This is a genomic window from Streptomyces sp. NPDC056486, assembly GCF_042795295.1.
Classification (GTDB): Bacteria; Actinomycetota; Actinomycetes; order Streptomycetales; family Streptomycetaceae; genus Streptomyces.
In genome coordinates this window covers 1-22,225 of record NZ_JBHTSF010000075.1, presented here as the reverse complement: position 1 = coordinate 22,225, position 22,225 = coordinate 1, and the positions used below count along the sequence as shown (strand labels likewise).

The following is a 22,225-nucleotide window of genomic DNA, read 5'->3' as shown; positions in this document are numbered from 1 at the left end:
ACGCTGAGGTCAGACGTCCTTGATCTGTACGCGGTCGCCGCACAAGTTCGACCAGCCGTCGCGGCCCGAGGTCAGTACGAGGACGGGTGCCGGGGAGCGGAGCGGCATCGAGGGCGTCGATGGCGTACTTGTGACCGTGCGAGCCACCGGCGTCGCTGAGCGGCTGCACCGCGGTCAGGCTGTCCGCCTGGGTGGTGTCATCCACCGGGGCACCGACACGCGTGCTGCGTAATGATGTCCGGCCTCCCGTGTGTCGGTTCGTTACCGCCGCTGGATCCCGGCTGGATCGGCGCCGGGTTTGATGCATCGGCGCAGGTCGCAGCCGTGTCGTCGATGTTCCGCTTCAACGTCTGAGCGGATGAAGTAACACCACGTCTGCGGCCTGGCAGACATACAGGTCAGAAGGGGTCGGCTCCTACAAGGGTCGGCCCTTTTGCTGTCCTCCCGCGCACTCGATCCACCAGGCCGGGCGTTCTTGCAGGCTTCGGTCGCCAATCCACTCTCGCCCCTGCTGGTGGCCGGAGAGCTGTCCCTGCTGGGAGAGTTCCCCGAGGCTTCGCACTCGCGGGCCGTACTGGAAGCGGTCGGCAGTGGCGAGCGCACGTTCAGCGCGATCGCAGCCCAGGCGGGTGGCGCCAACGCGCTGCCGTCCGGCACGCTCTCCCCACTCCTTGCGATGCTGCAGGCAAAGAGAGTCCTGGCTGCTGATCTCCCTCTGTCCGCCAAGCCGGACAGCAAGAACAAGCGCTACCGGATCGCTGACCCGTATCTACGGTTCTGGCTGGCCTTCTTGGCACGCGCGATCCCACTCGTCGAGCGTGGCCGGGGTGACGTGGCAATGGAACGCATCGAGCGGTCGTGGACCACCTGGCGCGGTCGAGCGGTCGAGCCACTGATCCGCGAGTCCTTGCTACGACTGATGCCCAATGACGAGTGGCCCGAGACCGAAGCCATCGGCGGTTGGTGGAACCGTCAGAACAACCCCGAGATCGACCTCATCGGTGCGGACCGCGAGCCGATGGCCCGGCAGGTGCACTTCGTCGGGTCGGTCAAGTGGCTGGAGACCCAGCCCTTCGGGCGCCACGAGTACGACGCCTTGGTACGTGACGTGCTCGCCGTACCCGGCACCACCCCGGACACTCCGCTGGTCGCGGTCTCCCGCTGCGGGGTGGCGGATGATCTGCCGCTCTTCGCGCACTGGGGGCCGGAGGATCTCGTGCGGGCGTGGCAGCCCCGGTCGGACTGACGGAGGGGCCCACCCTCTGGGGTGGGCCCCTGGTCGGGCCGTAAGGTCAGCCGCCGGTCACAGGAGGCGCTTGCGGCCCCAGACGACGATGAAGGCGACGACGGCGGCAGTGATGGCGAACATGATGCCGGCGCCGAGCCACTGCATCGTGGCCATCTGCTCGAAGGGGATGTAGTCCTTGCTCCAGCCGACGACGTGCTTGGACTCCAGGCAGGCGGTGTGCGCCTTGTCGTTTCCCATCTTGTCGAGGCAGGTCATCCAGTCCAGGCGGTCTCCGGAGCTGGTGAGGAAGTAGGTGCCCTGTCCCTGCTCCACGGCCATGGCGGGCAGCTCCGGCTGCCTGGCACCGGGGCCGATACCCTTGTTGGTGCTGACCGACATGATGGTTCCCAGGCTCGACCGCATCTCGCCCCAGACGAACCCGATCGCCGTGACGATGCCGAGCGTGACCACCATCGACACCAGCGTGCGGCGCAGGAGCAGACCGACCGCGACACCCACGGTGAACGTGAGCAGGGCGTAGACCACCGGCACGATACCCGTCACATTGAAGATCGGGCCGGCGATCCAATCCACCTGTGTGACAAACCCGTTGACCGGGGTCCACCACCAGTTGAAGACGGCCGAGAGCACGCCGGTGGACAGTGCGACCAGTGCGGCGGGCATGGCGAGCTTCATGGTGAGCCAGCGCAGCCGGCTGACGGACTGCGAGGTCACCAGCTTGGCGGTGCCGGTCTCCAGGTCGCCCGCGATGAACGGGGCACCGAGGAGGACGCCTGCCAGGATGGGGAACCAGCCCAGGGCGCTCCCGACATCGACGATGAGATTGCCGTACGTGTCGAACTCGGGCGGCAGACCGCCGGGCCTCCTCTGCGTCGGTTCCAGGGTGCCCAGGTAGTCCATCATCTGCCCGCGCAGAACGACCATGGCGATCACACCCACGAGCGTGGCGGCGATGATGGTCCAGAACGCGGCGCGGTGCTGGCGCCAGACGAGCCAGGCCGTACCGCGGAGCCGGGGGATGACAGGCCAGGAGCCCCGTCCGTTCTGCGGGCCCTCGTCGGTCGTCGTGCGGGCCGGGTCCTGAGTGAGGGTGCTCATGCGTTCACAGCCTTCTGGCGGTCGCGGGTGATGATGTCGTGGATGTCGCCGACCTGGGCGCTGGGGGCGATCAGCGAAGGCGCATTCGGCGAACGCAGATAGCCGAGAAGCAGCTCTTCCAGGGTGGGCGGCTCGGCCTGCCCGCCGTACTGGATCGGTGCGCTGAGGCGTGCCAGGACGCCGGACCTGCCGTCGCCGGCGCCGAGGGTCTCGATGACCGTGTGCGGTGCGACGGCGGACTGCGCGCCGTCGCCCGCGGTGGCGAACAGGGCGTGAGCCGAGCGCAGCTCGTTTACCTCGCCCGCCAGACGCAGCCCGCCGTTCGCGATGACGAGGAGGTAGTCGCAGATGTACTCCAGCTCGGCGAGCATGTGCGAGGACACCAGTACCGTCGTGCCGTGCTCGGCCGCCTCCGCCTTCAGCGTGGCCATGAGCTCGCGGCGCACCAGTGGGTCGAGATCGGACATCGGCTCGTCGAGGATGAGCAGGTCAGGGCGCTTGCCGAAGGCCAGGGCGAAGGCGACGCGGGTGCGCTGACCGCCGGACAGCGTGCCGATCTTCGCCTTCATCGGCACCTGGCCCGCGTTGACGATGCCCTCGGCCACCTCCTGGTCCCAGAGGGGGTTGAGCTCGCGGCCCAGGCGCAGGGTCTCGGCCACGGTGAAGCGCTTGAACAGCGGCTTCTCCTGGGTCAGGAACGCGGTGCGCAGGACCGCCTCCGTCGACCCCGGTTCCGAGCCGAACACGCGCAGGGCGCCGGCCGACGGCCGGATCATGTTGGTGGCCATGCCCATCAGAGTGCTCTTGCCGGCGCCGTTGGGGCCGACAAGGCCGCATACCCGCCCGATCGGCAGCTGGAAGGAAACGTCCCGCAAGGCCCAGCCTCGCCGGTACTCCTTGCCGAGCCCGTGGGCCTCGATCGCAGGACCGTAGACGGGCGGCGGTCCGAATCCCGGTCCGTTTCCGGGTTGCGTCTCTGCGTAGGCGTTGTGCATGTGTGGCTCCTGTGCGTGTGGAGGGGCGGCCATGTGTGTGGGGGAGTGGCCGGCTGTGTGCGTAAGAGAGGGGACGAGCCGTGTGAGGCCTCGACCGCTGCCGTGAAACCGGCTATGCGGGCGGCCTGTGCACCCAGGGGGGAGGAAAAGTGAGGGGGGCGAGTGGAGAGCAGGACCCCGCCGACGTGCGCTCAAGCACCTGCGGGGGCTTCCCCGCTGCGGCGACGTCGGCCGTGATCATGGCATGCTCCTCGTGCGATGAAGATGAAGGGCGAGCGCCGCCCGGTGAGAACAACTCTCCTCTGCCGCGCCTTGCGGCGGATCGGGCGAAAGACAGATCATTCGTGGCCGGCTCCGACTTTCGGCCGGTCGCGAGAGGGATGGTGAGAGAGATGCTGAAGGCGGCGGACGCAGCGGCCACAGCCACAGCCTTGGCCACAGGGAGGAAGGACCGTTCGCGGCTCCTGCCCGCAGTGCTGTGGCTGCTGCTCGGGGGCCTGGTCGCCCTCGTCCCGCTCGACTTGGTGGTCGGCTTCTACTGGATCGCGGAATACGGCCCTGCCAAGCTGATCGGCGCCCTGCTTGCCGTCGGACTCGTCGTCGTTTCACCCCGGCTCAGGAGCAAGGAACTCTCCGTGGCCGCCTTTGTGCTCGCGGTCGGGTCGCTGTGCCTGTCGGTATGGATGCACATGGAGATGAGGGTGGGCGCGCAGGCGGCCGGGTACGCCGAACCGGCGGCACTGACGTGGCTCCTGCTGCTCGTCGCCCGCCGGGGGAAGTCGTCCTGGACGATGCTGGCCGCCCCGGCGCTGATGCTGGCGATCGTGCTGCGACCGGTGTCCGTCTCGACGCGGCAGTCCACCATCAACGTGGCGCTGCTCTACGCCCTGGCAGCGGTCACGGTGTTGAGCATCGGCCTCGGAATGCGCTTCCTCCTGGTGGACCGGCAGCGGCAGGCGGCAGCTCTCCGCCTTGAACAGCGGACCGAGTTCGCCAGGGACCTGCACGACTTCGTCGCCCACCACGTGACGGGCATCGTCGTACAGGCGCAGGGAGCCCAGGCGATCGCGGGCCGCAAGCCCGAACTGGTGCCGCCCGCGCTGCAGCGGATCGAACAGGCGGGCTCGGAGGCGCTGACCTCCATGCGGCACATGGTGGGGATGCTGCGCGACGCCGACGGAGAAGTGGCACTGACGCCGCTGTCGGGCATCGCCGAAGTGCGCTCGCTCGTCGAGGAGTTCTCGGCTGTCGGCGGCGCGCGGGCCGAGCTCGAGCTGGAAGGGACCTTCGACGACCTGCCGGTCGAGGTGACCACCACCGCACACAGGGTCGTGATGGAGGCCCTCACCAACGTACGCAAGCACGGCCACGGATGCACCGAAGTGCAGGTGCGCGTGAACCGCTCCGGAAAGCGGCTGACCGTACGGGTCACGGACGACGGACGGCCGCACCACGTCTCCGTCGGCGGCTTCGGCCTCAAGGGCCTTGCCGAGCGGGTGGGTCTGATCGGCGGAAGCGTCCAGGCGGGCCCGGTGACGGCCGGCGGCTGGGGTGTCGAGGCGACGCTCCCCGTGCCCCCGTCCGCGTCCCCGGCAAAGGTGCCCACGCCGAAGGCGACCGCGTCATGACGATCCGCGTCCTGATCGCCGACGATCAGGCCATGGTCCGTGCCGGGTTCACGATGATCCTCGGTGCGGAGGACGACATCGAAGTCGTCGCGGAGGCCACGGACGGGGTACACGCGGTGGAACTCGCCGAGCACCACCGGCCCGATGTGGTCCTCATGGACATCCGCATGCCGCGCATGGACGGCCTCGAGGCGCTGCGCAGACTGACGCGCCCCGGCACCGTGAACCCGCCGAAGGTCGTCGTGGTCACGACGTTCGACGACGACGAGTACGTCCAACGCGCCCTGAGCGAGGGTGCGTCCGGCTTCCTGATCAAGGACTCAGGCCCTGCCCTGCTCGTCGAGGCCATCAGGGCGGCCGCCTCCGGCGAGGCACTGGTGAGCCCGGCCATCACCGTCCGGCTGCTGCGGCGTTTCAACAGCGCCGTCCCGGCCTCTCGGGAGCCGCACACCGCGCTCTCCGAACGGGAGAAGGACCTGGTGCGTCTGGTGGCCAGAGGCCTGACCAACGCTGAGATCGCAGGCGAGCTGGTCATCTCCGTGGGCACGGTGAAGACGCATCTCGGCAACGTGCAGATCAAACTCTCCGCCCGCAACCGTGTGGAGATCGCCGCCTGGGCCTGGGAATCAGGTCTGGTGGACGGGCGAGGGTAAGCCCCGGCCGCGTGACAAAGCCGCGGTGGCAGCCCCACCCCCGGGGCTGCCACCGGTACCTCGCCTCTGTGCGGGTGACTACGCCCCGAGCAGCCCCGTGACCGGTGCGGCCAGGTCGGTCAGCTGGTGCAGCTCGTTCAGCTGGTAGAGCTCGTTGAGGCCGTTGAGCTGGCTGGTCACGGTCGGGAGCTCTTCCTGCTGCTCCGCCGGGATACCGGACATGGCGATCGAGTCGACCAAGCCGGTGGGGGAGATGGGTGCGGCGCTCGCGGAGGGGGCGGCCAGGGCGGTGGCTCCGGCGGCGAGAGCGAAGGCGGCGGCGATGCGTCGTGTTGAGATCATGTGATGCGCAACGGCTCGGGGCAGCGCTGGACACGGGCGCTCAGGCGATTTCACCAATGATGTACCGATCGGTGCCGTTACCTGCTGCCGGTGGCGCCGTTGAAGGGACAGTACAGCCGCGTACATGCGGCGGTACTCGTCAATTCAAAGGAGAACGTGATGTCTCGCATCGCGAAGGCAGCCGCTGTTGCCCTCGGCACTGGCGCCGTGGTGCTCAGTGGCACCGGTATGGCCATGGCGGACGCGGGCGCCGAAGCTGCGGCCGTCGGCTCGCCCGGCGTCCTCTCGGGCAACCTCGTCCAGGTTCCGGTCCACGTCCCGGTCAACCTGTGCGGCAACACTGTGGACGTCATCGGGCTGCTGAACCCGGCGTTCGGCAACCAGTGCGTCAACAGCGATGGCAACCACGGCGGCCACGGCGGCTACGGCGGCTGACCTCCCGTGCGAGGCCCCCGGCGGTCATGGACCTCCGGGGGCTCTGTCATGCGCCGTGTCATACGTGTACGTGTCATACGTAGCGGTAGATGCCGCGATGGCCGAGCAGCTCGTCCGGTGTCACGCCCCACGGCGGCATCGGCTCGAAGCGGGCGGCGATGCGGCCGTGCGGCGGGCCGTGGTCCGCGTCCGGCGGCTCCTCGGGCAGGTAGGGCGCGGAGCCGGGGTGCCGGGCCCGCCAGCGGTCCCACAGCAGGTCGACGAAGGAGTGGTTCAGCCAGAAGACGGGGTCGTTGACCGACGCGCCGCCGAGCATGTGTCCGCCGACCCAGCGGTGGACGCGGTTGTGGTTGCGCCACCTGTCGTTGCCGATGTTGGACGTCCACCCCTCGAGCTTGTTGCGGTAGCCCTTCGGCGAGGTGGAGTCCCAGGGCGGTGTGTCGTACACCGGGTCGCGCATGGCCCAGGCCAGTTGGCCCTCGGTGGGCAGCTCGGTCGGGTTCTGCGGTCTGCCGAAGTCGCGCATGAGGAAATCGCCGTCCGTCTCCCCTTCCTTGATGACCCAGTGGCCGTTCGTACGGGCGAACGGACCGGTCATGACCTGCCGGTCGGAGCGCCGCCCGTTGCCGCCCATGAGCCCGCGGCCCCAGAGCGAGGCATCCGGTGTCCTGTCCACGGTCCAGTCCCAGTACGGGACGGACACCGCGGAGTCCACCCGCTGCAGGGCCCGTTCGAACTCCAGCAGGAACCGGCGGTGCCAGGGCAGGAACGTGGGCGTCATATGGGCCACCCGCAGTCCGCTCTCCCCGTCGGACACGTAGTGCTCGATGTGCGTCCGGACGAACTCGTCGTACTCGCCCTTGCGTTTGAGTTCGAGCACCGCGTTGACGAAGCGCCGCTTCTCGGCGCTGGTGAGCCGGGCCTGGTTCTTGCGCGTGTAGACCACTTCGGTTCGCTCCTCCGGTCCGATGTACGGGGCAGTGATCAGGCGTCGCCGCCGCGCAGCTGCCGGCCGCGGCCGAGTTCGTCCACTGCTCTGCGGGTGGCGATGAGGGGCGTCGGATACGACTCGTAGTGGTCGATCATGCTCAGATAGCCGCCGTCGGCGCGCCGCATGAGGTGGAGAGGGCGGCCATCGACCGTGATGTCCCAGGAGGAGTCCGCGTGTTGATGGCCCGCGGCGGCTCTCGATCCGCGGATGTGCCGACCCTCGTACATCTCGTCGAAATCGGACGCGCCTTCACCGAGGTCGTCGGAAAGGTCGTCGGACGGACGGTCATGAGCCGTGTGCCGGGTCGACCAGAAGAGGGCGGCCGGCGCCGTCACGGCGGCGACGGCGACTGTGATGAGGCCACGCATCGTGGCGCGGCGCGTGAGCCGTTCCGTCCACGTACCGTCGCGCGCTGCTTCCTTGGCCACTGGTGATGTCTCCCTTCTCAGCTGGTCCAGAAGTCCCACCAGCGCGTGAGGATCAGCATGCCGATGATGCCGATGTGCAGAAGCGGGAGGACCCACGTGAACTCGCTGAAGAACGTGCGCAGCCAGGAAGGCGCGGGCAGCAGGCCGTTACGGACGTTGAACGAGGTCACGTACCAGAACATGGTGATCGTGGCGGCCCAGGCCAGGCAGCACCACAGGCACAGCGAGTTGATCTCGTAGAGCGACTGGTACATCAGCCAGCTGCAGAAGCCGACCCCGAAGAGCGTGCCCGCGTTCAGCGTCAGCCAGTACCAGCGCGGGAAGCGCGCCCGGCCCAGCAGACTCATGCCGACACCGATCACGACCGCGTACGCGGCGATGCCCAGCATCGGGTTCGGGAACCCGAAGACCGACGCCTGCTCGCTCTTCATGATGTTGCCGCAGGAGACCACCGGATTGAGGCTGCAGCCCGGCGTGAAGTTCGGGTCCTCGAGCAGCTTGAACTTGTCAAGGGTGATCACCCACGCCGCGAGCAGACCCGCCGCACCCGTGATCACCAGGAGCAGTGCGAACGCACGGCTCCCGCCCGTACCGCCGGATGGCGGGTCCATGCGGCCTAAGGGGGCTTCGGGCTTGCGGGCTTGGGGCAGGGGCGTGCTGGTGTCCATCGCTGCGGTCCTCACTCGGTTCTCGGGCTGCGGGGTCGACAGGGCTCGACACCCTTTTGCAGTAGTCGTGCGTCTCTCGGCAGGACAGGGTCTGTGGGCCTGATTAGCGTCGATCGCGTCCCCAACGGATCGAGGAGATCCCCCATGAAGATCACGCTTCGTCGTGCCGCAGCGACGGCCATACTCACCCTGGCCGTGGCGGTTCCGTTCACAACTCCCGCTCAGGCGGCCGGAGTTCCCGCGCAGCAGTCGGCGGCCTCCCACCCCTGCGACCACGGCGGCTGCTGGGGCGACGACCATCACCACCACCACGGCCACGACCACCACCTGCTGGACGCGGACCTGGGTCTCGGTCTGCTCTGACGCGGTGCGCTGAACCACTGCGTCACGTGGTGCGCCGAACCACCGTGTCACGTGTGCTGGGGTCCGCCGGTATGTCCCGACCGGCGGGCCCCAGTCGCGTGCGTGCGGGCCCTGTCGGCAACTCCTAGCCGCGCAGGCTCTTCGCGGTGAGCAGGCAGTGCGCGGCGTTGGTCATGGTCTCCTCGGCGCCCGCGAACGCCGCGAGGGCCTCCTCGGCGAGCGGAACCCCGGGCTTGGCCTCGGGCCAGGGGCGCGTGGTGAACATGAAGTAGGCGTGTCCGCGCTCGCCCACCGCGACGAGCCACTCCGGCGGTACGACGCACTGCGCGTTGAGGTAGGGCATGTTCAGTACCGCTTGGCCGGCCTCGACGAGGAGGGTGACGGGCAGGCTCGGGTTGCGGGAGCTCTCCACGACGGGGCCGCCGATGGGGAGTCCGTTGTTCCGCAGCAGGGCCTCGACGGCCGCGGTCGCGCCCTCGGGCCCGCCTTTGCCGTCGCCCAGCGAGTAGGCGAGCAGGAAGGGCATGTCCTTCTCGTCCTCGGGGTGTTCACCGCTCCAGGAGACCACGGTGAGGGTGCCCAGATCGGCGGCTCGGAAAGTGCGGGTTTCGCTCGATGTCGAGGTCATCCCGGAACCGTATCGATGCTTTTGGGTGCCTCGGGCCCGGTCGTCACTTGACTGGGTGAGTGCGGGCGAGCGATCACACGATCGGGGCACGCGCCGGTCGAACTCCGGGGCCCACCAGTCGAACTGAGGCCCTGGAAAGGCGCCGAAGGTCCGGGAACGCCTGAGGGCCGGTTCCGCTGGATGCGTCTGCGGAACCGGCCCTGCGGGTTCAAGGCGTCACGTCGATCAGGCGTGGTCCGGTACAGGGGCCGGGACCAGGCCCAGGCTGCCGGAGAGGACGTCGGGCGAGCCGACAGCCGCGCCCTCGGCGGTGGCCGGGAAGAGCCCTACGAGAGGGGAAGCCCGCCCAGCAGCTTGCCGGCGCCGCCACCCGCGTGCAGGTCCTTCGTGGCACCCGACACGGTGTTGATGACGGAGTCCTTGTTCTTGGTGTCGAGGGCGTTCGTGGCCAGCGGGGCCGCGTCCAGGTTCTGCGTCTGGCCGGCGATCGTGTCCAGTGCACCGTTCAGGCTGGTGGGCGTGAGGTCGGAGGCGAAGGCGGGTGCGGCGACACCAGCGATGACCATGGACCCGGCAACGACGGCGGCAGCCTTCAGGGGCTTCATCGTGTTCCTTTCTTGGGCGACAGACGGTCGCCAGAGGGGATCTTCACTTCTCCTTGGGTAACGAGCGCTGTGTACGGCGGAAACTCTGTGCGGCGGAAATTCCCGGAACCCACCCGAACGAAGGCGGTGTCTCATTCTCGTATGAGATGGCTGCGCCGACGGTGCAAAGGGGTCATGCGGAGGACGGGGACGCGGCCGGTAATGCGGGCATGAAAAGACCGCCGCGCCGACCATGAAGGCCGACGCGGCGGGCATGTGGCTGAAGTTCAGGAAAGCGCCGGTGTCTGGGGCAGCGCGGCCGCGCCGGCCGGCGGCTTGGGCAGGGCGGGCAGTCCCGCGAGGTCGGGTTTGGGGAGGCCGCCGCCGAGCAGCGTGGCGGCGACGACGTTGACGAGGCCGGTGAGCACGGGCGGAACCGCGCCCGCCACCTTGGTGACGTCGCCGCCGGTGGCCGCCTTGAGCAGGGCGTCGACCGAGGCCTGCAGTGCCTTCAGGGCATCGGCTGCCGGGTCGGCCGACGCCCTGATGTCGTCCGACAGCGCCTTGGGGGTCACTGCCGCGGCCTTCGTGATGGCGTCCTTCACCGGAGCGGCGAGCTTCGTGGCGTCCGCGGCGGGCAGTTGGCCCTTGTCGGCCTTCAGTACGGCGGTGAGCAGGCCGGTGACCGGGGTGAGCACACCACCGGCGTCGCTCAGGGTCTTGACCTGGGCGAGCAGCGCGTCAGCCTTGGGGACCGGCGCGCGGACCGCCTCCTGGGAGCTGCCGTGGGGGGAGTCGCTCTCGGCTGCCATGACGGGGCCGGCCGTCCCGAGGAGGAGCGAGGCGCAGAGGACGGATGTCGCGATACGCCGTACGGGCAGAACGCGCATGGATGTTCCCTTCGGTGATGCGTGGTGATGCGTCGGATCTTGTGTTCACCGTGAAAGCGGTTCACACCGGCCGCAACCGAGCGACTGCCATTTGGGGCATGGCGGCCGTTCGGGGCACACGCGGGAACGCACGACGGCCGTCCTCCTCGGGGGAGAACGGCCGTCGCTCAGTGCGTGCTGTCGAGGTGTCAGCTGTTGACGCAGGTGTTGCCGAACGCCGGGTTCAGCAGACCGATGACGTCGACGGTGTTGCCGCAGGCGTTGACCGGGATGTGAACCGGGATCTGGACGGCGTTGCCCGAGATGACACCGGGGGAGTTGGTGGCGGCCCCCTGGGCGCCGGCGTCGGCGGCGGCGATGCCGGCGCTGCCGGCCATGGCGGCCACGGCAACGGTGGAGAGGGCGAGGGCCTTCGCGGTACGCGACATGGAGAGTTGCTCCTTGGTCTGTTGATGCATCGGCAGGGCGGTGTGCCCGGCCCATGGATCAACGGAGTTCGCTCGCAGGGGTTGTGGGCCCAAAAGGGTGATCTGCTGGCGCGGGGTTCACGCAGCGGCCCCTCGGCCCGTACTCCTGGCGGCCCGGGAGCGTTACGCACTTCACGATTCCGACACACTTGTCAGCCTTCCTGGATTAATACAGAAAGCAGCTAGTGTTGCTCTCCTCCTGAAGCCATTTGAAAGAACAAGTGCGGGAAGTTACGAGTCGAGTGTGACTGTCGCATTTCAATTCTCCCTCCTGGTGCGGAACCTTTCCCGAAAGGGCAACGCCGGTCATGCGTAATTCCCTGCGCCCCCGTCTGCGTCGCTTGACGCTGTGCGCCATTTCCCTGGCGGCCGTCGTCACACCGGGCGGTCCCTCCGTGGCCGCGCCCGCTCCCCCCGCCGCCGCCGAAGCGGGGGGCATCGAGTTCGCGCAGCGCTATTACGCCCTCCAGTACGGCGGAATCACCCGCGCCGCCAACACGGCCATCACGTGCCGGAAGCCGATGGCCGCCCGCGCGGTGTCGTGTCCCTCCGCGCGGGGAGGCAAGGCAGCCGCCAACAACGACTTCGACATGTCCTACGTCGACGTCGACAAGGACCCGAACACCTACAACTCGAGCCGCGGAGAGGTCCGGCTCCCGCCGGGCTCCCGGGTGTCCTACGCGCGTCTCTACTGGGGCGGCAACCTCCGCGTCGGTGAGCAGAAGCCGCCCAAGGACAACGGCAGGGCCCTGATCGCCGAACCCGGCGGCCACTACAAGGACGTACGGGCCGACACCCTGGTCGGGCACCGCACCGCCGACGGGGCGGACGCCTTCCAGGCATCGGCCGACGTCACGTCCCTCGTCGAGGCCGGTGGCGAGGGGCTCTACACCGTCGCGCAGGTCAACGCCGCGACGGGACACTCCAGGGCCGGGGCATGGGGCGGCTGGACGCTGGTCGTCGCGTACGAGAACGAGGCCGCGCCGCTGCGGCACCTGACCGTGTGGGACGGCTTCGACTCCTTCGACGCGAGCAGGCGCAGCCATGCGGTCCGGCTCCGCGGCATGCCGGTCCCGGCCCGCGCGAAGGGAAGCGTGGGCATGGTCTCGTACAACGGCGACCGCGGAACGGCCGGCGACACGCTCACCGTGTCGACCGACCGGAGCAGGCCCGTGCGGCTCTCCGACGCGGCGAACCCCGCCCGCGACGTCATGAACTCGACCATCAGCGAGCCGGGCAGGCAGATCGCAAGGACGCCCGCGTACGCCAACACGCTCGGATACGACTCCGACATCTTCCGGCTCGACGGGGCCCTCAAGGCCGACCGAAAGGGCCTGCTCATCCGTCTCGCTTCGCAGCGAGAGTCCGCGTGGGCCGGTGTGCTCTTCGCCGCTGTGGACGCGAAGCGGTAGCGCACACCTTCTTCCCCCTGAGCAAGGCGCCGTGCATGCAACTGTCATCAACTGACCACCGGCTGAGCGTCCTTCACGTCGCCCAGCCCGTCGACGGCGGAGTGGCCCGTGTGGTCACCGACCTGGTGAGGTCCCAGCTGTCCGCCGGGATGCGGGTCGACGTGGCGTGTCCGGACGGCGGCTGTCTGCCGGATGCCGTACGGGGTCTGGGAAGCGGCACCCACAGGTGGGCGGCGACCCGCTCCCCGGGGCCGGGGCTTCCCGGCGAGGTGCGGCGCCTCGCCCGCATCGTCGACGCGCTGCGGCCCGACATCGTGCACGCGCACAGCGCCAAGGCCGGGCTCGCCGCCCGCCTCGCCCTGCGCGGCAAGGTCCCCACGGTGTTCCAGCCGCACGCCTGGTCCTTCGAGGCGGTCGGCGGCGCGACCGCGCGCCTCGCCCTGCGCTGGGAGCGCTTCGGGGCCCGCTGGGCCACGCACGTCATCTGCGTCAGCGAGGCGGAGCGGCTCACCGGGCAGCGGTCCGGGGTCGACGCGCGCTGGTCCGTGATCCCCAACGGGGTGGACGTCGAGCGCTTCCGTCCGGTGGCCGCGCAGGCGGCGCGGACCGCCCTCGGCCTCTCCGGGCAGGCGCCCGTGGTGGTGTGCGTGGGCCGTCTTTGCAGGCAGAAGGGGCAGGACGTCCTGCTACGGGCCTGGGCCGCGGTCACCGAGCGGATGCCGCTCGCCCGGCTCGTCCTCGTCGGCGACGGGCCCGACGGAGCCGGTCTTCGCGAACAGGCGCCCGCCTCCGTGCGGTTCGCCGGAGACGTGGAGGACGCCACCCCCTGGTACCAGGCGGCCGACCTCGTGGTCCTGCCGTCACGGTGGGAGGGCATGGCACTCGTACCCCTTGAGGCGATGGCCTGTGCCCGCCCCGTGCTGGTCACCGATGTGGACGGCGCGCGCGAGAGCCTGCCGCCCGAACTCGTGCCCCACGGCCTTGTTCCCGCGCAGGATCCTCAGGCCCTGGCGCGAGCCCTCGTCGCACTGCTCGGCGATCCGTCCCTTCGTGAATCCCTCGGCCGTGCAGCGCACCGCCACGTATCGAACACCCACGATGTGCGGCACACCGCGGACGCTGTGGCGGCCGTGTACCGCGAGCTACTGGGCGTGGGGCCCATCAAGTGCAGGGAGTCCATCAACCCGTGAGTGCGGAACGAACTGTCACCACGCCTGCCGCGCAGCCACGGGCGGCCGACCACCATGCCGTCGCCACCGCCTCGGTCATCCCTCCCCGCGGGGCCGGGAGCGGCCGCAGGGCGAGCAATGCCTGGGGCTCGTCGGCACGCCGCTCATCGGCGGCCTTCCCCCTCTTCGCCGTCGACTGCACCGCCGCCCTGCTCGGCACGGTGCTGCTCACGGGGCCGCAGCGCCACCCCCTCCTTGTGGCCCTGCTCCTGGCCGCCGTCGCCCTCATGAACGCGCGCGCCGCGCTGTACCGCCCGCTCGCCGCGCCCCGCGCCCTCGACGAACTCCCCTCGCTCGCCTGGCAGGCCATGCTGAGCTGGTGCGCCGTGGGGCTCGTCGCCGCGAGCTTCTCCGCCCTGAGTCCGCTCACCCTCACTACCGCGTCCACGGCGGCGGCACTCCAGAGCGTGCTGTGCTGCGCGGGCCGCGGCGCCCTGTACCGGTGGGCGCGCAGAGCGGCGCTCCGGCAGCCGCGCCCAGCCCTGGTGGTGGGCCCCGGCGCCGTGGCCCGGCGCGTGGCGGAGGCGGTCCTGCGCCATCCGCAGGCCGGGGTGCGGCCGGTGGGCATCGTGGGCGACGCGCCCGCCGAGCGCACGGAGACGGAGGGCGCCGAACTGCCGGTGCTCTCCACCATCGAGGAGTTGCGCCGTGCGGTCATCCAGAACGCCGTACGCACCGTCCTCGTCGTCGGTCCGACGCCGGGCCCCGAGCAGATCGGGTGGCTGCGGACGCTGAGCGGCTCGGGCTGTGACGTATGGGCGATCGACGCGACGCAGCCGCCGGGTTACGACGCGCCGGGGCGCCAGGCCAGGTCCGGGCAGCTCGCCGGGTTCCCCTGCCGCCCGCTCGTACCCGCACGGCGCCGGCACTTCAGCGTCAGCAAGCGCGCCCTCGACCTCGTGACCTCGGGGGTCCTGCTGCTGCTCATCAGCCCGGTGCTCCTCGCGTGCGCCGCCGTCCTGCGGGCCACCGACGGGCCTGGGGTGATCTTCCGTCAGGAGCGCATCGGCAGGGACGGGCGGCCGTTCACGCTCCTGAAGTTCCGCACGCACCGTCCCGCCGACCCGCACGAGGCGGCCACCCGGTGGTCCGTCGCGGGCGAGCAGCACATGAGCCGGTTCTGCCAGTTCCTGCGCCGTACGTCGCTCGACGAGCTGCCCCAGCTGTGGAACGTCTTCCTCGGCGACATGAGCCTGGTCGGCCCGCGCCCCGAACGCCCGTACTTCGTCGGCCAGTTCAGCCAGAAGTACCCCGGCTACGCGGAGCGCCACCGCATGCCGACCGGCATCACCGGGCTCGCGCAGATCCAGGGCCTTCGCGGCGACACATCGATCGAGGACCGCTGCCGGTTCGACAACGCCTACATCGACAGCTGGTCGTTCTGGCAGGACCTGTGCATCCTGCTGCGCACCGCTGCCTCTCTCGTACGTCCGACGGGGAGCTGACGCGGGTGAACGGTGCCTCGATCACGCTCTTCCCGGCGGGCTCACCGGCCGCCGCACTGTCGTCGGCCCTCCGCAGCGCCGGACCCGTACTGCCGGTCATGGCCGTGGTCGCCCTGCTCGCGCTCCCCGTGCCGCCGCACGACGGCGGCTCCGGCGGCGGCACGGTCGCCGACGCGGCCTCCGCCGTGGTGGTGCTCTGGTGCGTGGCCCGCACCGTGCGCGGGGCGCGTCGGCCGCTGACGCGGACCGCCGCCGTCGTGCTCGGTCTGCCGGTGCTCGGCATCGCGGTCGCGGCGGTCGGCGCGAGCACCGCGTCCGCCGGAATGACCGGCCTGGTGCGCTACCTGCAGATCTTCGTCCTCGTACCGGCCGCGATCCTGGTACTCGTACGCGACCGCCGCGACTTCCGCCTGGTGGCTTGGTCCCTCATCGGCCTCGCCCTCTTCCAGGGCACGCTCGGCGTCTATCAGTACGTCACGGCGACGGGCGCCAGCTACATGGGCTCGGACGTCAGGGCCGTGGGCACCTTCGGCCCGACGGACGTCATGGGAATGGCGACCGTGGTGTCGTACGGAGTGGTGTGCGCCCTCGCCCTCGCGCTCGGCCCGGCATCCCCGAAGCAGCGTCAGGCGGCGCTTGTGTGCGCGCTGCTCCTCGTCGTTCCGCTCGCGCTCTCCTTCAGCCGCGGCGCCTGGATCGCCACCGTCGTGGCCTGCGGGGCGCAACTGGGGCTCGCGGGGGTGCGCCGCGCGCTGCGGACCCTGGCGGTCGCGGCCGCCGCTGCCGTCGTCCTCGTGGGCGGGTTCGGGATCGGTACGCAGCTGCTGCAGGAGCGGATCACCAGCATCACGCAGGTCACCGACGCCCCCGACCAGTCGGTCACCGACCGGTACACGATGTGGGCCGCCGCGGTGGACATGTGGCGTGACGAGCCGGTGTCGGGCGTGGGGCTCAAGGCCTTCCCCGACCACCGCGACAGCCACGCCTCGCTGGCACTCTCGTCGGCGAGCGACACCGGAGGGGCGGGCGCGCAGTTCAGCCGCCAGCCGCTGCTCTCCCCGCACAACATGTATCTGCTCGTCCTCGGCGAGCAGGGGCTGCTCGGCCTGTGCACGCTGGTGGGCAGCTGGGCGGCCTTCCTGCTGCTCGGCCTGCGGCGTCTTGCCCGGGTGCGCGGGGGCGCCGGTGCGGACTGCGCGCTCGTCGCGTGCGGGCTCCTCGTGTGGCAGCTGGTGGACTTCTCGTACGCCGACATCGGTGGTCCCTCGACGGTGCTGATGGCCGTGGTCCTGGGGCTTGTGGCCTGGTGGGCGCTGTCGGGCCGTGCCCTGTCGGCGTCGGTGCCGCGGTCGGCGTCGGCGCCGGGGTCGATTTCGGCGTCGGGGGAGGTGTCGCGATGAGCTCGACCACCCACCCCGCAAACACCGGCGCCGGCACCGGCCCGGTCGGCAAGGTGCCCGCTCCGGCCGTCGAGGCCGAGCCCGTCAAGGGCTCCGACCCCTCCAACGGCTTTCTCGCCAAGGCCGCTCTGATCACCGCGGTCCTCACGGTGGCCGGATCGGTGCTCGGGCTCGTGCGCGACCAGGCGCTCGCCCACTTCTTCGGGGCAGGATCCGAGACCGACGCCTTCCTCGTCGCGTGGACCGTCCCCGAGCTCGCCACCACGCTGCTCATCGAGGACGGCCTCGCGTTCGCCCTCGTTCCCGCCTTCAGCATGGCCCTCGCCCGCCGGGGCATGGGCGCGCGCCGCGACCCGGTCCGCGCGCTCGTCGCCGCATCGCTGCCGCGCCTGATGCTGGCATCGGGCGCCGTCGCGCTGCTCCTGATGGCAGGGGCGCCGGTCCTTGTGGACGTCCTCGCGCCGGGTCTGCCCGACCCGCGTCTCGCCGTGGACTGCACGCTGCTCACCGCCACCTGCGTCTTCACGTTCGGCCTCGCCGGGTACTGCAGTGCGGCGCTGCGGGCCCACCGCCGGTTCGTCGCCCCCGCCGCCATCTACGTCTTCTACAACATCGGCATCATCACCGCGGTGTTCGTCCTCGCCCCCCGCTACGGCGTCCGCGCCGCGGCCCTGGGCGTCGCGGTCGGCGGCGTACTCATGGTGCTCGTCCAGGCACCCTCGCTCTGGCGGCAGCTCACCCGCGACACGGCGGACGTGCCGCACGAAGGGAAGGAGGGCGGCTCGGCCCCGGCGCTGATGAGCAGCGCCCTCATCGCCACCGTGCTCCTCTTCGCGCTGTGCAGGCAGTCGCAGGTGCTCATCGAGCGCTTCCTTGCGTCCTCGCTGCCCGCCGGGGCCATCTCGCACCTCAACTACGCGCAGAAGGTGGCGCAGGTGCCGATGGTCCTCTCCCTGATGCTGTGCACGGTCACGCTCCCCGTCGTCGCGCGGGCCCTGGCCGAAGGGGACGTCGAGCGGGCCAGGTCGCGCGTCGAGCGGGACCTGGGACTTGCCGGCTGCGTGGTGCTTCTTGGCACCGCCGCGGTCATCGCCTGCGCGCCGCAGTTCATCCAACTCCTCTTCCAGCGCGGCGCGTTCACCGCACAGGACACCGTCGCCACCGCCGCCGTCATGCGCGTGTACGCCCTGGGGCTCCTGGGCCACACGCTGGTGGGGGCGCTCGTCCGCTCCTACTTCTCCGGCGGGCGCGCCACGTGGTTCCCGCTGGGCGCGATGGCGGTCGGGGTCGCGTCGACCGCCGGGATCGGCAGCTGGGCGGTGGACCTGTGGGGCGTACGCGGCATCGCGCTCGCCAACGCGGCGGGGATCAGCGTCACGGCCTTCGTGCTGCTGTGCGGGATGGGTCCGCGCAATGTGCCGATCCGGGTCCGCAAGGTGGTGGGCGAACTGGCCAAGCCGGTGGCCGCGACGGTGTGCGCCACCGGGGCCGGCTGGTTCATCGCGAGCCGCTTCGACTCGCCGTTCATCGCCTTCGCCGCCGGTTGCGCGGTCGTCGTCACCGTCTTCTTCCTGGGGCTCTGGGCCCTGAGGGCCCAGGCATTCGCCCCCATCATCCGAGCCGCCAAATCTTCCGTCACATCCGTCACCTCCGCCACACGAAAGCTCACGCATGTCCGTTGACACAGCACTTGGTGAGACCTCCCGTTCGCGGAGCTTGCGGCACTGGCTGCCGCAAGCTCCGATGTGGGTGGCGATGTACCACTCCGTGGACAACTGCGCGGAGGACCCGTACAAGATCACCGTCTCGCCCGAACGCCTCGCGGCCCAGCTGCGCTGGATGCGGCGGCAGGGGCTGCGCGGGGTGAGCATGACCCGGCTCCTGTCGGCGCGCGCCCGTGGCGAGGGGCGTGGCCTGGTCGGCCTCACCTTCGACGACGGGTACACCGACTTCGTCGACCACGCCCTGCCGCTCCTGCACCGCTACGACTTCGACGCCACCGTCTTCGTGCTCCCGGGCCGTCTCGCCGGGGACAACGCGTGGGATCCGCTGGGCCCGCGCAAACCGTTGCTGGGCGCGGCGGGCATCCGCCATGCCGCCGCCGAGGGGATGGAGGTCGCCTCGCACGGCCTGACGCACGTCGACCTCACCCAGGCGGACGACCGGCTGCTGTGGCAGGAGACGAGCGGCAGCCGCAGCGCGCTCTCCGATCTCATCGGCCGCGAGGTGGAGGGCTTCTGCTACCCGTACGGCACCGTGGACCAGCGCGTCGCCGACACCGTACGAGCGGCGGGCTACCGCTACGCGTGCGCCATCTCCCCGGGCCCGCTGACCGGTGTCCACGCCCTGCCCCGCGTCCACATCGGGCAGGAGGACACCGCCCTGCGGCTCCAGCTGAAGCTGCGGCTCAACCGCCTTCGCCGCCGTACGGTCCGCGAACCGGCAGTGCGCGAAGCGGCGGTGGCCGAATGAGAGCCCTGCACATCATCACCGGCCTCGGAGTCGGCGGCGCCGAGCAGCAACTGCGCCTTCTGCTGCGCCATTTGCCCGCCACCTGCGACGTCGTGACGCTCACCAACCCCGGCCCGGTCGCCGAGGGGCTGCGGGCCGACGGAGTGCGCGTCATCCACCTGGGCATGTCCGGCAACCGCGACCTGGGCGCCGTGCCCCGCCTCGTGAAGGTCATCCGTGGCGGCGGATACGACCTCGTGCACACCCACCTGTTCCGCGCCTGCCTGTACGGGCGCATCGCCGCCCGCCTCGCGGGGACGCGCGCGGTCGTGGCCACCGAACACTCCCTCGGCGACTCGCAGATGGAGGGGCGGCCGCTGACGGCGGGCGTCCGCGCGCTGTACCTGACCGGGGAGCGCCTGGGGCGGGCCACGGTGGCGGTGTCCCCGTCCGTCGCCGAGCGGCTCAGCCGGTGGGGAGTGCCCCGGCAGCGTATCCACGTCGTACCGAACGGCATCGACGTGGAGCGGTTCCGTTTCGACCCGCGGGCCCGGGCCGCCGCCCGCCGTCAACTGGGCATCCCGGACGAGGCGTTCGTCGTCGGAGGCGTCGGTCGCCTTGCCCCGGGCAAGCGCTTCGACGTCCTGCTGGAGGCCCTGGCCGCGCTGCCGCAGGACGTACGCGTACTGCTCGTCGGCGGCGGCACCGACGAGGACAGGCTGCGCGCGACGGCGGACCGCCTCGGTGTCGCGGACCGGGTGGTGTTCGCGGGGGAGCGGCCCCATCTGTCCGATCTGCCCGAGGAGGGGGCCGACCTCCCGGCGCTCCTCGCCGCCATGGACGTCCTCGCATCGCCCTCGCCCGAGGAGGCCTTCGGCCTTGCCGTCGTGGAAGGCCTCGCCGCCGGTCTGCCGGTGCTCTACGTCAGGTGCCCCGCCGTCGAGGACCTCCCGCCGGACGCGGCCACCGGCGCCGAGCGCGTCGCGGGCGACCCGGATTCCTTCGCGCGGGCACTGCTGCGGGTCCGGGCGGCGGGGCCTCGGCCCCGCATCGCCCCGGAGGCAGCCCACCGCTACAGCATCACCCGCAGCGCAGCCCAGCTGATGCACGTATACGAGGCAGCTGCCTCCGGCTCGACCCCGAGAGTGAGTTCCCGATGACCGAAACCCTCAGCAGGCGGCTTCGTCCGGCCGGTCACCCGGCCCCGATCCTCGCCCGCGTGAAACGACTCCCCGTGTGGTGGCTCCTGCCGGCGGGAGCCGTGCTCGGCGCCCTGACCGGCAGCCTGTACGGCGCGGTGAAGACCCCCGAGTACACCGCGACGAGTTACGTGATCGCCGTACCGCAGAAGGGTTCCGACCCCACCGCCGCGCTCGGCTTCGCCACGGCGTACGGCCGGGTCGCCACGCAGCTCGCGGTGCTCGGCGACGCCCAGGTGGAGTCGGGTGTCTCGCCGCAGACACTGCGCGAGAGCGTGCAGGCCGCCACATCGCCCGACGCCCCGATGATCTCCATCTCGGCGTCCGCGGCCAAGCCGGGCAAGGCGGCCGACATCGCCAACGCGGTCTCACGCTCCCTGACCAGCAACGCGAACCACACCAAGGGGAGCACGCAGGTGCGCCTCCTCCAGCTCTCGCGCGCGGTCGAGCCGCAGGACCCCGCGTCGGCGACGACGCCCATGACCGCCCTGGTGGGCGGCTGCGCGGGAGGCCTGCTCGGCGGGCTCGCCCTCCTCGTGCGCCCCCGGCGCGGCACGGACGGCGAGGACGGCGCACCGGCCACGGTGCCTGCCCCCGCGCAGTCCACCGACGTCAACCGGGACAGGTGATGGGGGTGACCGACACCGTCGTCACCGCCGACACCTCCCTGACCGTTGAACTCTGCACGGACGAGGGAGAGTTCGGGGAGCTCGCCGCGGCGTGGGCCCGGCTGCACCGCAGGTGCCGCACGGCGACGCCGTTCCAGAGCCACGCGTGGCTGCACTCGTGGTGGCTCTCCTACGGCACGCGCGGGCGGCTACGCGTGGTCCTCGTGCGCAGGGACGGCGAGCTCGTCGCGGCGGCGCCGCTGATGCGCGTGTACGTACCGCTCCCCGCGCTCGTGCCCCTCGGCGGCGCGATCTCCGACTTCACCGATGTGCTGCTCGACGACGCGTTCGCCGACGAGGCGGCCCGGGCACTGGCCGACGGCCTTTCAGAACTGGCCCGCGGCGCGCTGATCGACTTCCGCGAGGTCCGCTCCGGAGCCGCGGTGGAGCGCATCTACGAAAGCTGGCGCGGGCCCCGGCTCCGCCTCGTGGACTCGCTCTGCCTGGAGCTGCCCGCGGCGTCGATGGAGGAGCTGCTCGGGCGGCTGCCCGCACCGCGGGCCCAGCGGGCGCGCGCCAAGATCCGGAAGATGGACGCGATGGGCGTCGAGCGGCGGATCGTACGGCACGACGAGGTGGACGCGTCGGTGCGCACGCTCCTGCGTCTGCACCAACTCCAATGGCAGGGACGCAAGGTGACGTCCGAGCACCTCCAGCCGCGGTTCTCCGAGCACCTGATCAGGTCGGTGGGGCTCATGGTCAGGGCGGGCGACGCGGTGGTCACCGAGTTCCGGCTCGACGACGCCGTGGTGGCGGCCGATCTGACCCTCCTCTCGCCCCACCTGGTCGGCGGCTATCTGTACGGGGCGCATCCGCAGCTGCGGGAGCGGAAGGTGGACGTGGCGACGATGCTCCTGAACGCCTGCGCGGAGCACGCCGAGGGCGACCGGAGCCGCGTCCTGAGCCTCCTGCGCGGCAACGAGCCGTACAAGCACCACTGGCGCCCCGAAGCGGTCACCAACCACCGGCTGCTCCTCGCCCGCAGGCGCACCGCCCCCGTGC

At 70.8% G+C, this 22,225-nt stretch carries 24 protein-coding genes and 1 pseudogene; 14 read left to right on the top strand and 11 right to left on the bottom strand.

Annotation, left to right across the window (positions count from 1 at the left end):
- Positions 1-9: 9 nt before the first annotated feature.
- A pseudogene (locus tag ACFQ7F_RS26530) lies at positions 10-190 on the bottom strand (DNA-binding protein); the annotation flags it as partial.
- A 285-nt stretch (positions 191-475) separates the two neighbouring features.
- Here ACFQ7F_RS26530 and ACFQ7F_RS26525 point away from each other — a divergent pair.
- The gene (locus tag ACFQ7F_RS26525; protein WP_383274912.1) at positions 476-1,246 is read left to right on the top strand and encodes a DUF234 domain-containing protein; all 771 of its coding nucleotides are present in this window, start codon (positions 476-478) and stop codon (positions 1,244-1,246) included.
- Positions 1,247-1,303: 57 nt separating this feature from the next.
- Here the strand turns inward: ACFQ7F_RS26525 and ACFQ7F_RS26520 are convergent, their stop codons facing one another.
- Together ACFQ7F_RS26520 and ACFQ7F_RS26515 are read right to left on the bottom strand one after the other, a co-directional pair.
- Positions 1,304-2,347, bottom strand: a complete 1,044-nt coding sequence (locus ACFQ7F_RS26520) for a transmembrane transport protein (protein WP_383274909.1) — start codon at positions 2,345-2,347, stop codon at positions 1,304-1,306.
- Positions 2,344-3,342, bottom strand: coding sequence for an ABC transporter ATP-binding protein (locus tag ACFQ7F_RS26515; RefSeq protein WP_383274906.1), 999 nt, complete (start codon positions 3,340-3,342; stop codon positions 2,344-2,346). The genes ACFQ7F_RS26520 and ACFQ7F_RS26515 overlap by 4 nt, the downstream gene beginning before the upstream one ends.
- 431 nt (positions 3,343-3,773) lie before the next feature.
- Here ACFQ7F_RS26515 and ACFQ7F_RS26510 point away from each other — a divergent pair, with 431 nt between their 5' ends.
- Both ACFQ7F_RS26510 and ACFQ7F_RS26505 read left to right on the top strand, forming a co-directional pair.
- Positions 3,774-4,970, top strand: coding sequence for a histidine kinase (locus ACFQ7F_RS26510; protein ID WP_383274903.1), 1,197 nt, complete (start codon positions 3,774-3,776; stop codon positions 4,968-4,970).
- Positions 4,967-5,623 (top strand): response regulator, encoded by a 657-nt coding sequence (locus ACFQ7F_RS26505; RefSeq protein WP_383274900.1) that lies wholly within the window; start codon positions 4,967-4,969, stop codon positions 5,621-5,623. Before ACFQ7F_RS26510 ends, ACFQ7F_RS26505 begins: the two co-directional genes overlap by 4 nt.
- 78 nt (positions 5,624-5,701) lie before the next feature.
- Here the strand turns inward: ACFQ7F_RS26505 and ACFQ7F_RS26500 are convergent, their stop codons facing one another.
- Positions 5,702-5,965: a hypothetical protein gene (locus ACFQ7F_RS26500; RefSeq protein ID WP_383274897.1), complete on the bottom strand. Its 264-nt coding sequence runs from the start codon at positions 5,963-5,965 to the stop codon at positions 5,702-5,704.
- A gap of 159 nt (positions 5,966-6,124) precedes the next feature.
- Here ACFQ7F_RS26500 and ACFQ7F_RS26495 point away from each other — a divergent pair, with 159 nt between their 5' ends.
- Positions 6,125-6,400, top strand: a complete 276-nt coding sequence (locus tag ACFQ7F_RS26495; protein ID WP_383274894.1) for a chaplin — start codon at positions 6,125-6,127, stop codon at positions 6,398-6,400.
- A 73-nt stretch (positions 6,401-6,473) separates the two neighbouring features.
- Here ACFQ7F_RS26495 and ACFQ7F_RS26490 read toward each other — a convergent pair whose 3' ends face one another.
- Genes ACFQ7F_RS26490 through ACFQ7F_RS26480 form a run of 3 tightly spaced genes read right to left on the bottom strand, consistent with a single transcriptional unit; the run spans position 6,474 to position 8,430 of the window.
- Positions 6,474-7,346 carry a tyrosinase family protein gene (locus ACFQ7F_RS26490; RefSeq protein ID WP_383274891.1) on the bottom strand — a complete coding sequence of 291 codons (873 nt, stop codon included), beginning with the start codon at positions 7,344-7,346 and terminating at the stop codon, positions 6,474-6,476.
- Between the two features lie 38 nt (positions 7,347-7,384).
- Entirely contained in the window at positions 7,385-7,819 is a 435-nt protein-coding gene (locus ACFQ7F_RS26485; protein ID WP_383274888.1) for a tyrosinase family oxidase copper chaperone, read from the bottom strand.
- A 17-nt stretch (positions 7,820-7,836) separates the two neighbouring features.
- Complete coding sequence (locus ACFQ7F_RS26480) at positions 7,837-8,430, bottom strand: vitamin K epoxide reductase family protein (RefSeq protein WP_383274968.1); 594 nt, start codon at positions 8,428-8,430, stop codon at positions 7,837-7,839.
- A gap of 201 nt (positions 8,431-8,631) precedes the next feature.
- Between ACFQ7F_RS26480 and ACFQ7F_RS26475 the strand changes: the two genes are divergently transcribed.
- Complete coding sequence (locus tag ACFQ7F_RS26475; protein WP_383274885.1) at positions 8,632-8,850, top strand: hypothetical protein; 219 nt, start codon at positions 8,632-8,634, stop codon at positions 8,848-8,850.
- A 124-nt stretch (positions 8,851-8,974) separates the two neighbouring features.
- On the opposite strand, the gene ACFQ7F_RS26470 is transcribed toward ACFQ7F_RS26475, so the two are convergent.
- The 4 genes from ACFQ7F_RS26470 to ACFQ7F_RS26455 all read right to left on the bottom strand — a co-directional run bounded on the left by ACFQ7F_RS26470 (position 8,975) and on the right by ACFQ7F_RS26455 (position 11,380).
- Positions 8,975-9,478: a DUF5949 family protein gene (locus ACFQ7F_RS26470; RefSeq protein WP_383274882.1), complete on the bottom strand. Its 504-nt coding sequence runs from the start codon at positions 9,476-9,478 to the stop codon at positions 8,975-8,977.
- Positions 9,479-9,804: 326 nt separating this feature from the next.
- Entirely contained in the window at positions 9,805-10,083 is a 279-nt protein-coding gene (locus ACFQ7F_RS26465; protein ID WP_383274879.1) for a hypothetical protein, read from the bottom strand.
- Between the two features lie 266 nt (positions 10,084-10,349).
- Entirely contained in the window at positions 10,350-10,952 is a 603-nt protein-coding gene (locus tag ACFQ7F_RS26460; protein ID WP_383274876.1) for a hypothetical protein, read from the bottom strand.
- A gap of 188 nt (positions 10,953-11,140) precedes the next feature.
- Positions 11,141-11,380, bottom strand: coding sequence for a chaplin (locus ACFQ7F_RS26455; protein WP_383274873.1), 240 nt, complete (start codon positions 11,378-11,380; stop codon positions 11,141-11,143).
- Positions 11,381-11,727: 347 nt separating this feature from the next.
- Between ACFQ7F_RS26455 and ACFQ7F_RS26450 the strand changes: the two genes are divergently transcribed.
- The 9 genes from ACFQ7F_RS26450 to ACFQ7F_RS26410 form a co-directional block, all read left to right on the top strand.
- Entirely contained in the window at positions 11,728-12,831 is a 1,104-nt protein-coding gene (locus tag ACFQ7F_RS26450) for a DUF3344 domain-containing protein (protein WP_383274870.1), read from the top strand.
- A gap of 35 nt (positions 12,832-12,866) precedes the next feature.
- On the top strand, positions 12,867-14,021 hold the full coding sequence (locus tag ACFQ7F_RS26445; protein WP_383274867.1) for a glycosyltransferase: 1,155 nt from the start codon (positions 12,867-12,869) through the stop codon (positions 14,019-14,021).
- Positions 14,018-15,505, top strand: a complete 1,488-nt coding sequence (locus tag ACFQ7F_RS26440) for a sugar transferase (RefSeq protein ID WP_383274864.1) — start codon at positions 14,018-14,020, stop codon at positions 15,503-15,505. The genes ACFQ7F_RS26445 and ACFQ7F_RS26440 overlap by 4 nt, the downstream gene beginning before the upstream one ends.
- A 98-nt stretch (positions 15,506-15,603) precedes the next feature.
- The gene (locus ACFQ7F_RS26435; protein WP_383274965.1) at positions 15,604-16,905 is read left to right on the top strand and encodes an O-antigen ligase family protein; all 1,302 of its coding nucleotides are present in this window, start codon (positions 15,604-15,606) and stop codon (positions 16,903-16,905) included.
- Entirely contained in the window at positions 16,902-18,587 is a 1,686-nt protein-coding gene (gene murJ, locus ACFQ7F_RS26430) for a murein biosynthesis integral membrane protein MurJ (protein ID WP_383274861.1), read from the top strand. Before ACFQ7F_RS26435 ends, murJ begins: the two co-directional genes overlap by 4 nt.
- Positions 18,588-18,648: 61 nt before the next feature.
- Positions 18,649-19,377, top strand: coding sequence for a polysaccharide deacetylase family protein (locus ACFQ7F_RS26425; RefSeq protein ID WP_383274962.1), 729 nt, complete (start codon positions 18,649-18,651; stop codon positions 19,375-19,377).
- The gene (locus ACFQ7F_RS26420; RefSeq protein WP_383274858.1) at positions 19,374-20,516 is read left to right on the top strand and encodes a glycosyltransferase; all 1,143 of its coding nucleotides are present in this window, start codon (positions 19,374-19,376) and stop codon (positions 20,514-20,516) included. The genes ACFQ7F_RS26425 and ACFQ7F_RS26420 overlap by 4 nt, the downstream gene beginning before the upstream one ends.
- Positions 20,513-21,184, top strand: a complete 672-nt coding sequence (locus ACFQ7F_RS26415; protein WP_383274855.1) for a lipopolysaccharide biosynthesis protein — start codon at positions 20,513-20,515, stop codon at positions 21,182-21,184. Before ACFQ7F_RS26420 ends, ACFQ7F_RS26415 begins: the two co-directional genes overlap by 4 nt.
- 5 nt (positions 21,185-21,189) lie before the next feature.
- Positions 21,190-22,225: GNAT family N-acetyltransferase (locus ACFQ7F_RS26410; protein ID WP_383274852.1), on the top strand; the 1,036-nt coding region annotated here is incomplete at its 3' end.

Excerpts from the sequence above, each read along its gene's own strand:
- ACFQ7F_RS26425 (WP_383274962.1), top strand. The coding sequence starts at position 18,649 with ATGTGGGTGGCGATGTACCACTCCGTGGACAACTGCGCGGAGGACCCG.
- ACFQ7F_RS26505 (WP_383274900.1), top strand. The coding sequence starts at position 4,967 with ATGACGATCCGCGTCCTGATCGCCGACGATCAGGCCATGGTCCGTGCC.
- ACFQ7F_RS26445 (WP_383274867.1), top strand. The coding sequence starts at position 12,867 with ATGCAACTGTCATCAACTGACCACCGGCTGAGCGTCCTTCACGTCGCC.
- ACFQ7F_RS26450 (WP_383274870.1), top strand. The coding sequence starts at position 11,728 with ATGCGTAATTCCCTGCGCCCCCGTCTGCGTCGCTTGACGCTGTGCGCC.
- murJ (WP_383274861.1), top strand. The coding sequence starts at position 16,902 with ATGAGCTCGACCACCCACCCCGCAAACACCGGCGCCGGCACCGGCCCG.
- ACFQ7F_RS26500 (WP_383274897.1), bottom strand. The coding sequence starts at position 5,965 with ATGATCTCAACACGACGCATCGCCGCCGCCTTCGCTCTCGCCGCCGGA.
- ACFQ7F_RS26470 (WP_383274882.1), bottom strand. The coding sequence starts at position 9,478 with ATGACCTCGACATCGAGCGAAACCCGCACTTTCCGAGCCGCCGATCTG.
- ACFQ7F_RS26465 (WP_383274879.1), bottom strand. The coding sequence starts at position 10,083 with ATGAAGCCCCTGAAGGCTGCCGCCGTCGTTGCCGGGTCCATGGTCATC.
- ACFQ7F_RS26520 (WP_383274909.1), bottom strand. The coding sequence starts at position 2,347 with ATGAGCACCCTCACTCAGGACCCGGCCCGCACGACGACCGACGAGGGC.
- ACFQ7F_RS26480 (WP_383274968.1), bottom strand. The coding sequence starts at position 8,430 with ATGGACCCGCCATCCGGCGGTACGGGCGGGAGCCGTGCGTTCGCACTG.
- ACFQ7F_RS26415 (WP_383274855.1), top strand. The coding sequence starts at position 20,513 with ATGACCGAAACCCTCAGCAGGCGGCTTCGTCCGGCCGGTCACCCGGCC.
- ACFQ7F_RS26495 (WP_383274894.1), top strand. The coding sequence starts at position 6,125 with ATGTCTCGCATCGCGAAGGCAGCCGCTGTTGCCCTCGGCACTGGCGCC.
- ACFQ7F_RS26515 (WP_383274906.1), bottom strand. The coding sequence starts at position 3,342 with ATGCACAACGCCTACGCAGAGACGCAACCCGGAAACGGACCGGGATTC.
- ACFQ7F_RS26475 (WP_383274885.1), top strand. The coding sequence starts at position 8,632 with ATGAAGATCACGCTTCGTCGTGCCGCAGCGACGGCCATACTCACCCTG.
- ACFQ7F_RS26435 (WP_383274965.1), top strand. The coding sequence starts at position 15,604 with ATGGCCGTGGTCGCCCTGCTCGCGCTCCCCGTGCCGCCGCACGACGGC.
- ACFQ7F_RS26455 (WP_383274873.1), bottom strand. The coding sequence starts at position 11,380 with ATGTCGCGTACCGCGAAGGCCCTCGCCCTCTCCACCGTTGCCGTGGCC.
- ACFQ7F_RS26420 (WP_383274858.1), top strand. The coding sequence starts at position 19,374 with ATGAGAGCCCTGCACATCATCACCGGCCTCGGAGTCGGCGGCGCCGAG.
- ACFQ7F_RS26460 (WP_383274876.1), bottom strand. The coding sequence starts at position 10,952 with ATGCGCGTTCTGCCCGTACGGCGTATCGCGACATCCGTCCTCTGCGCC.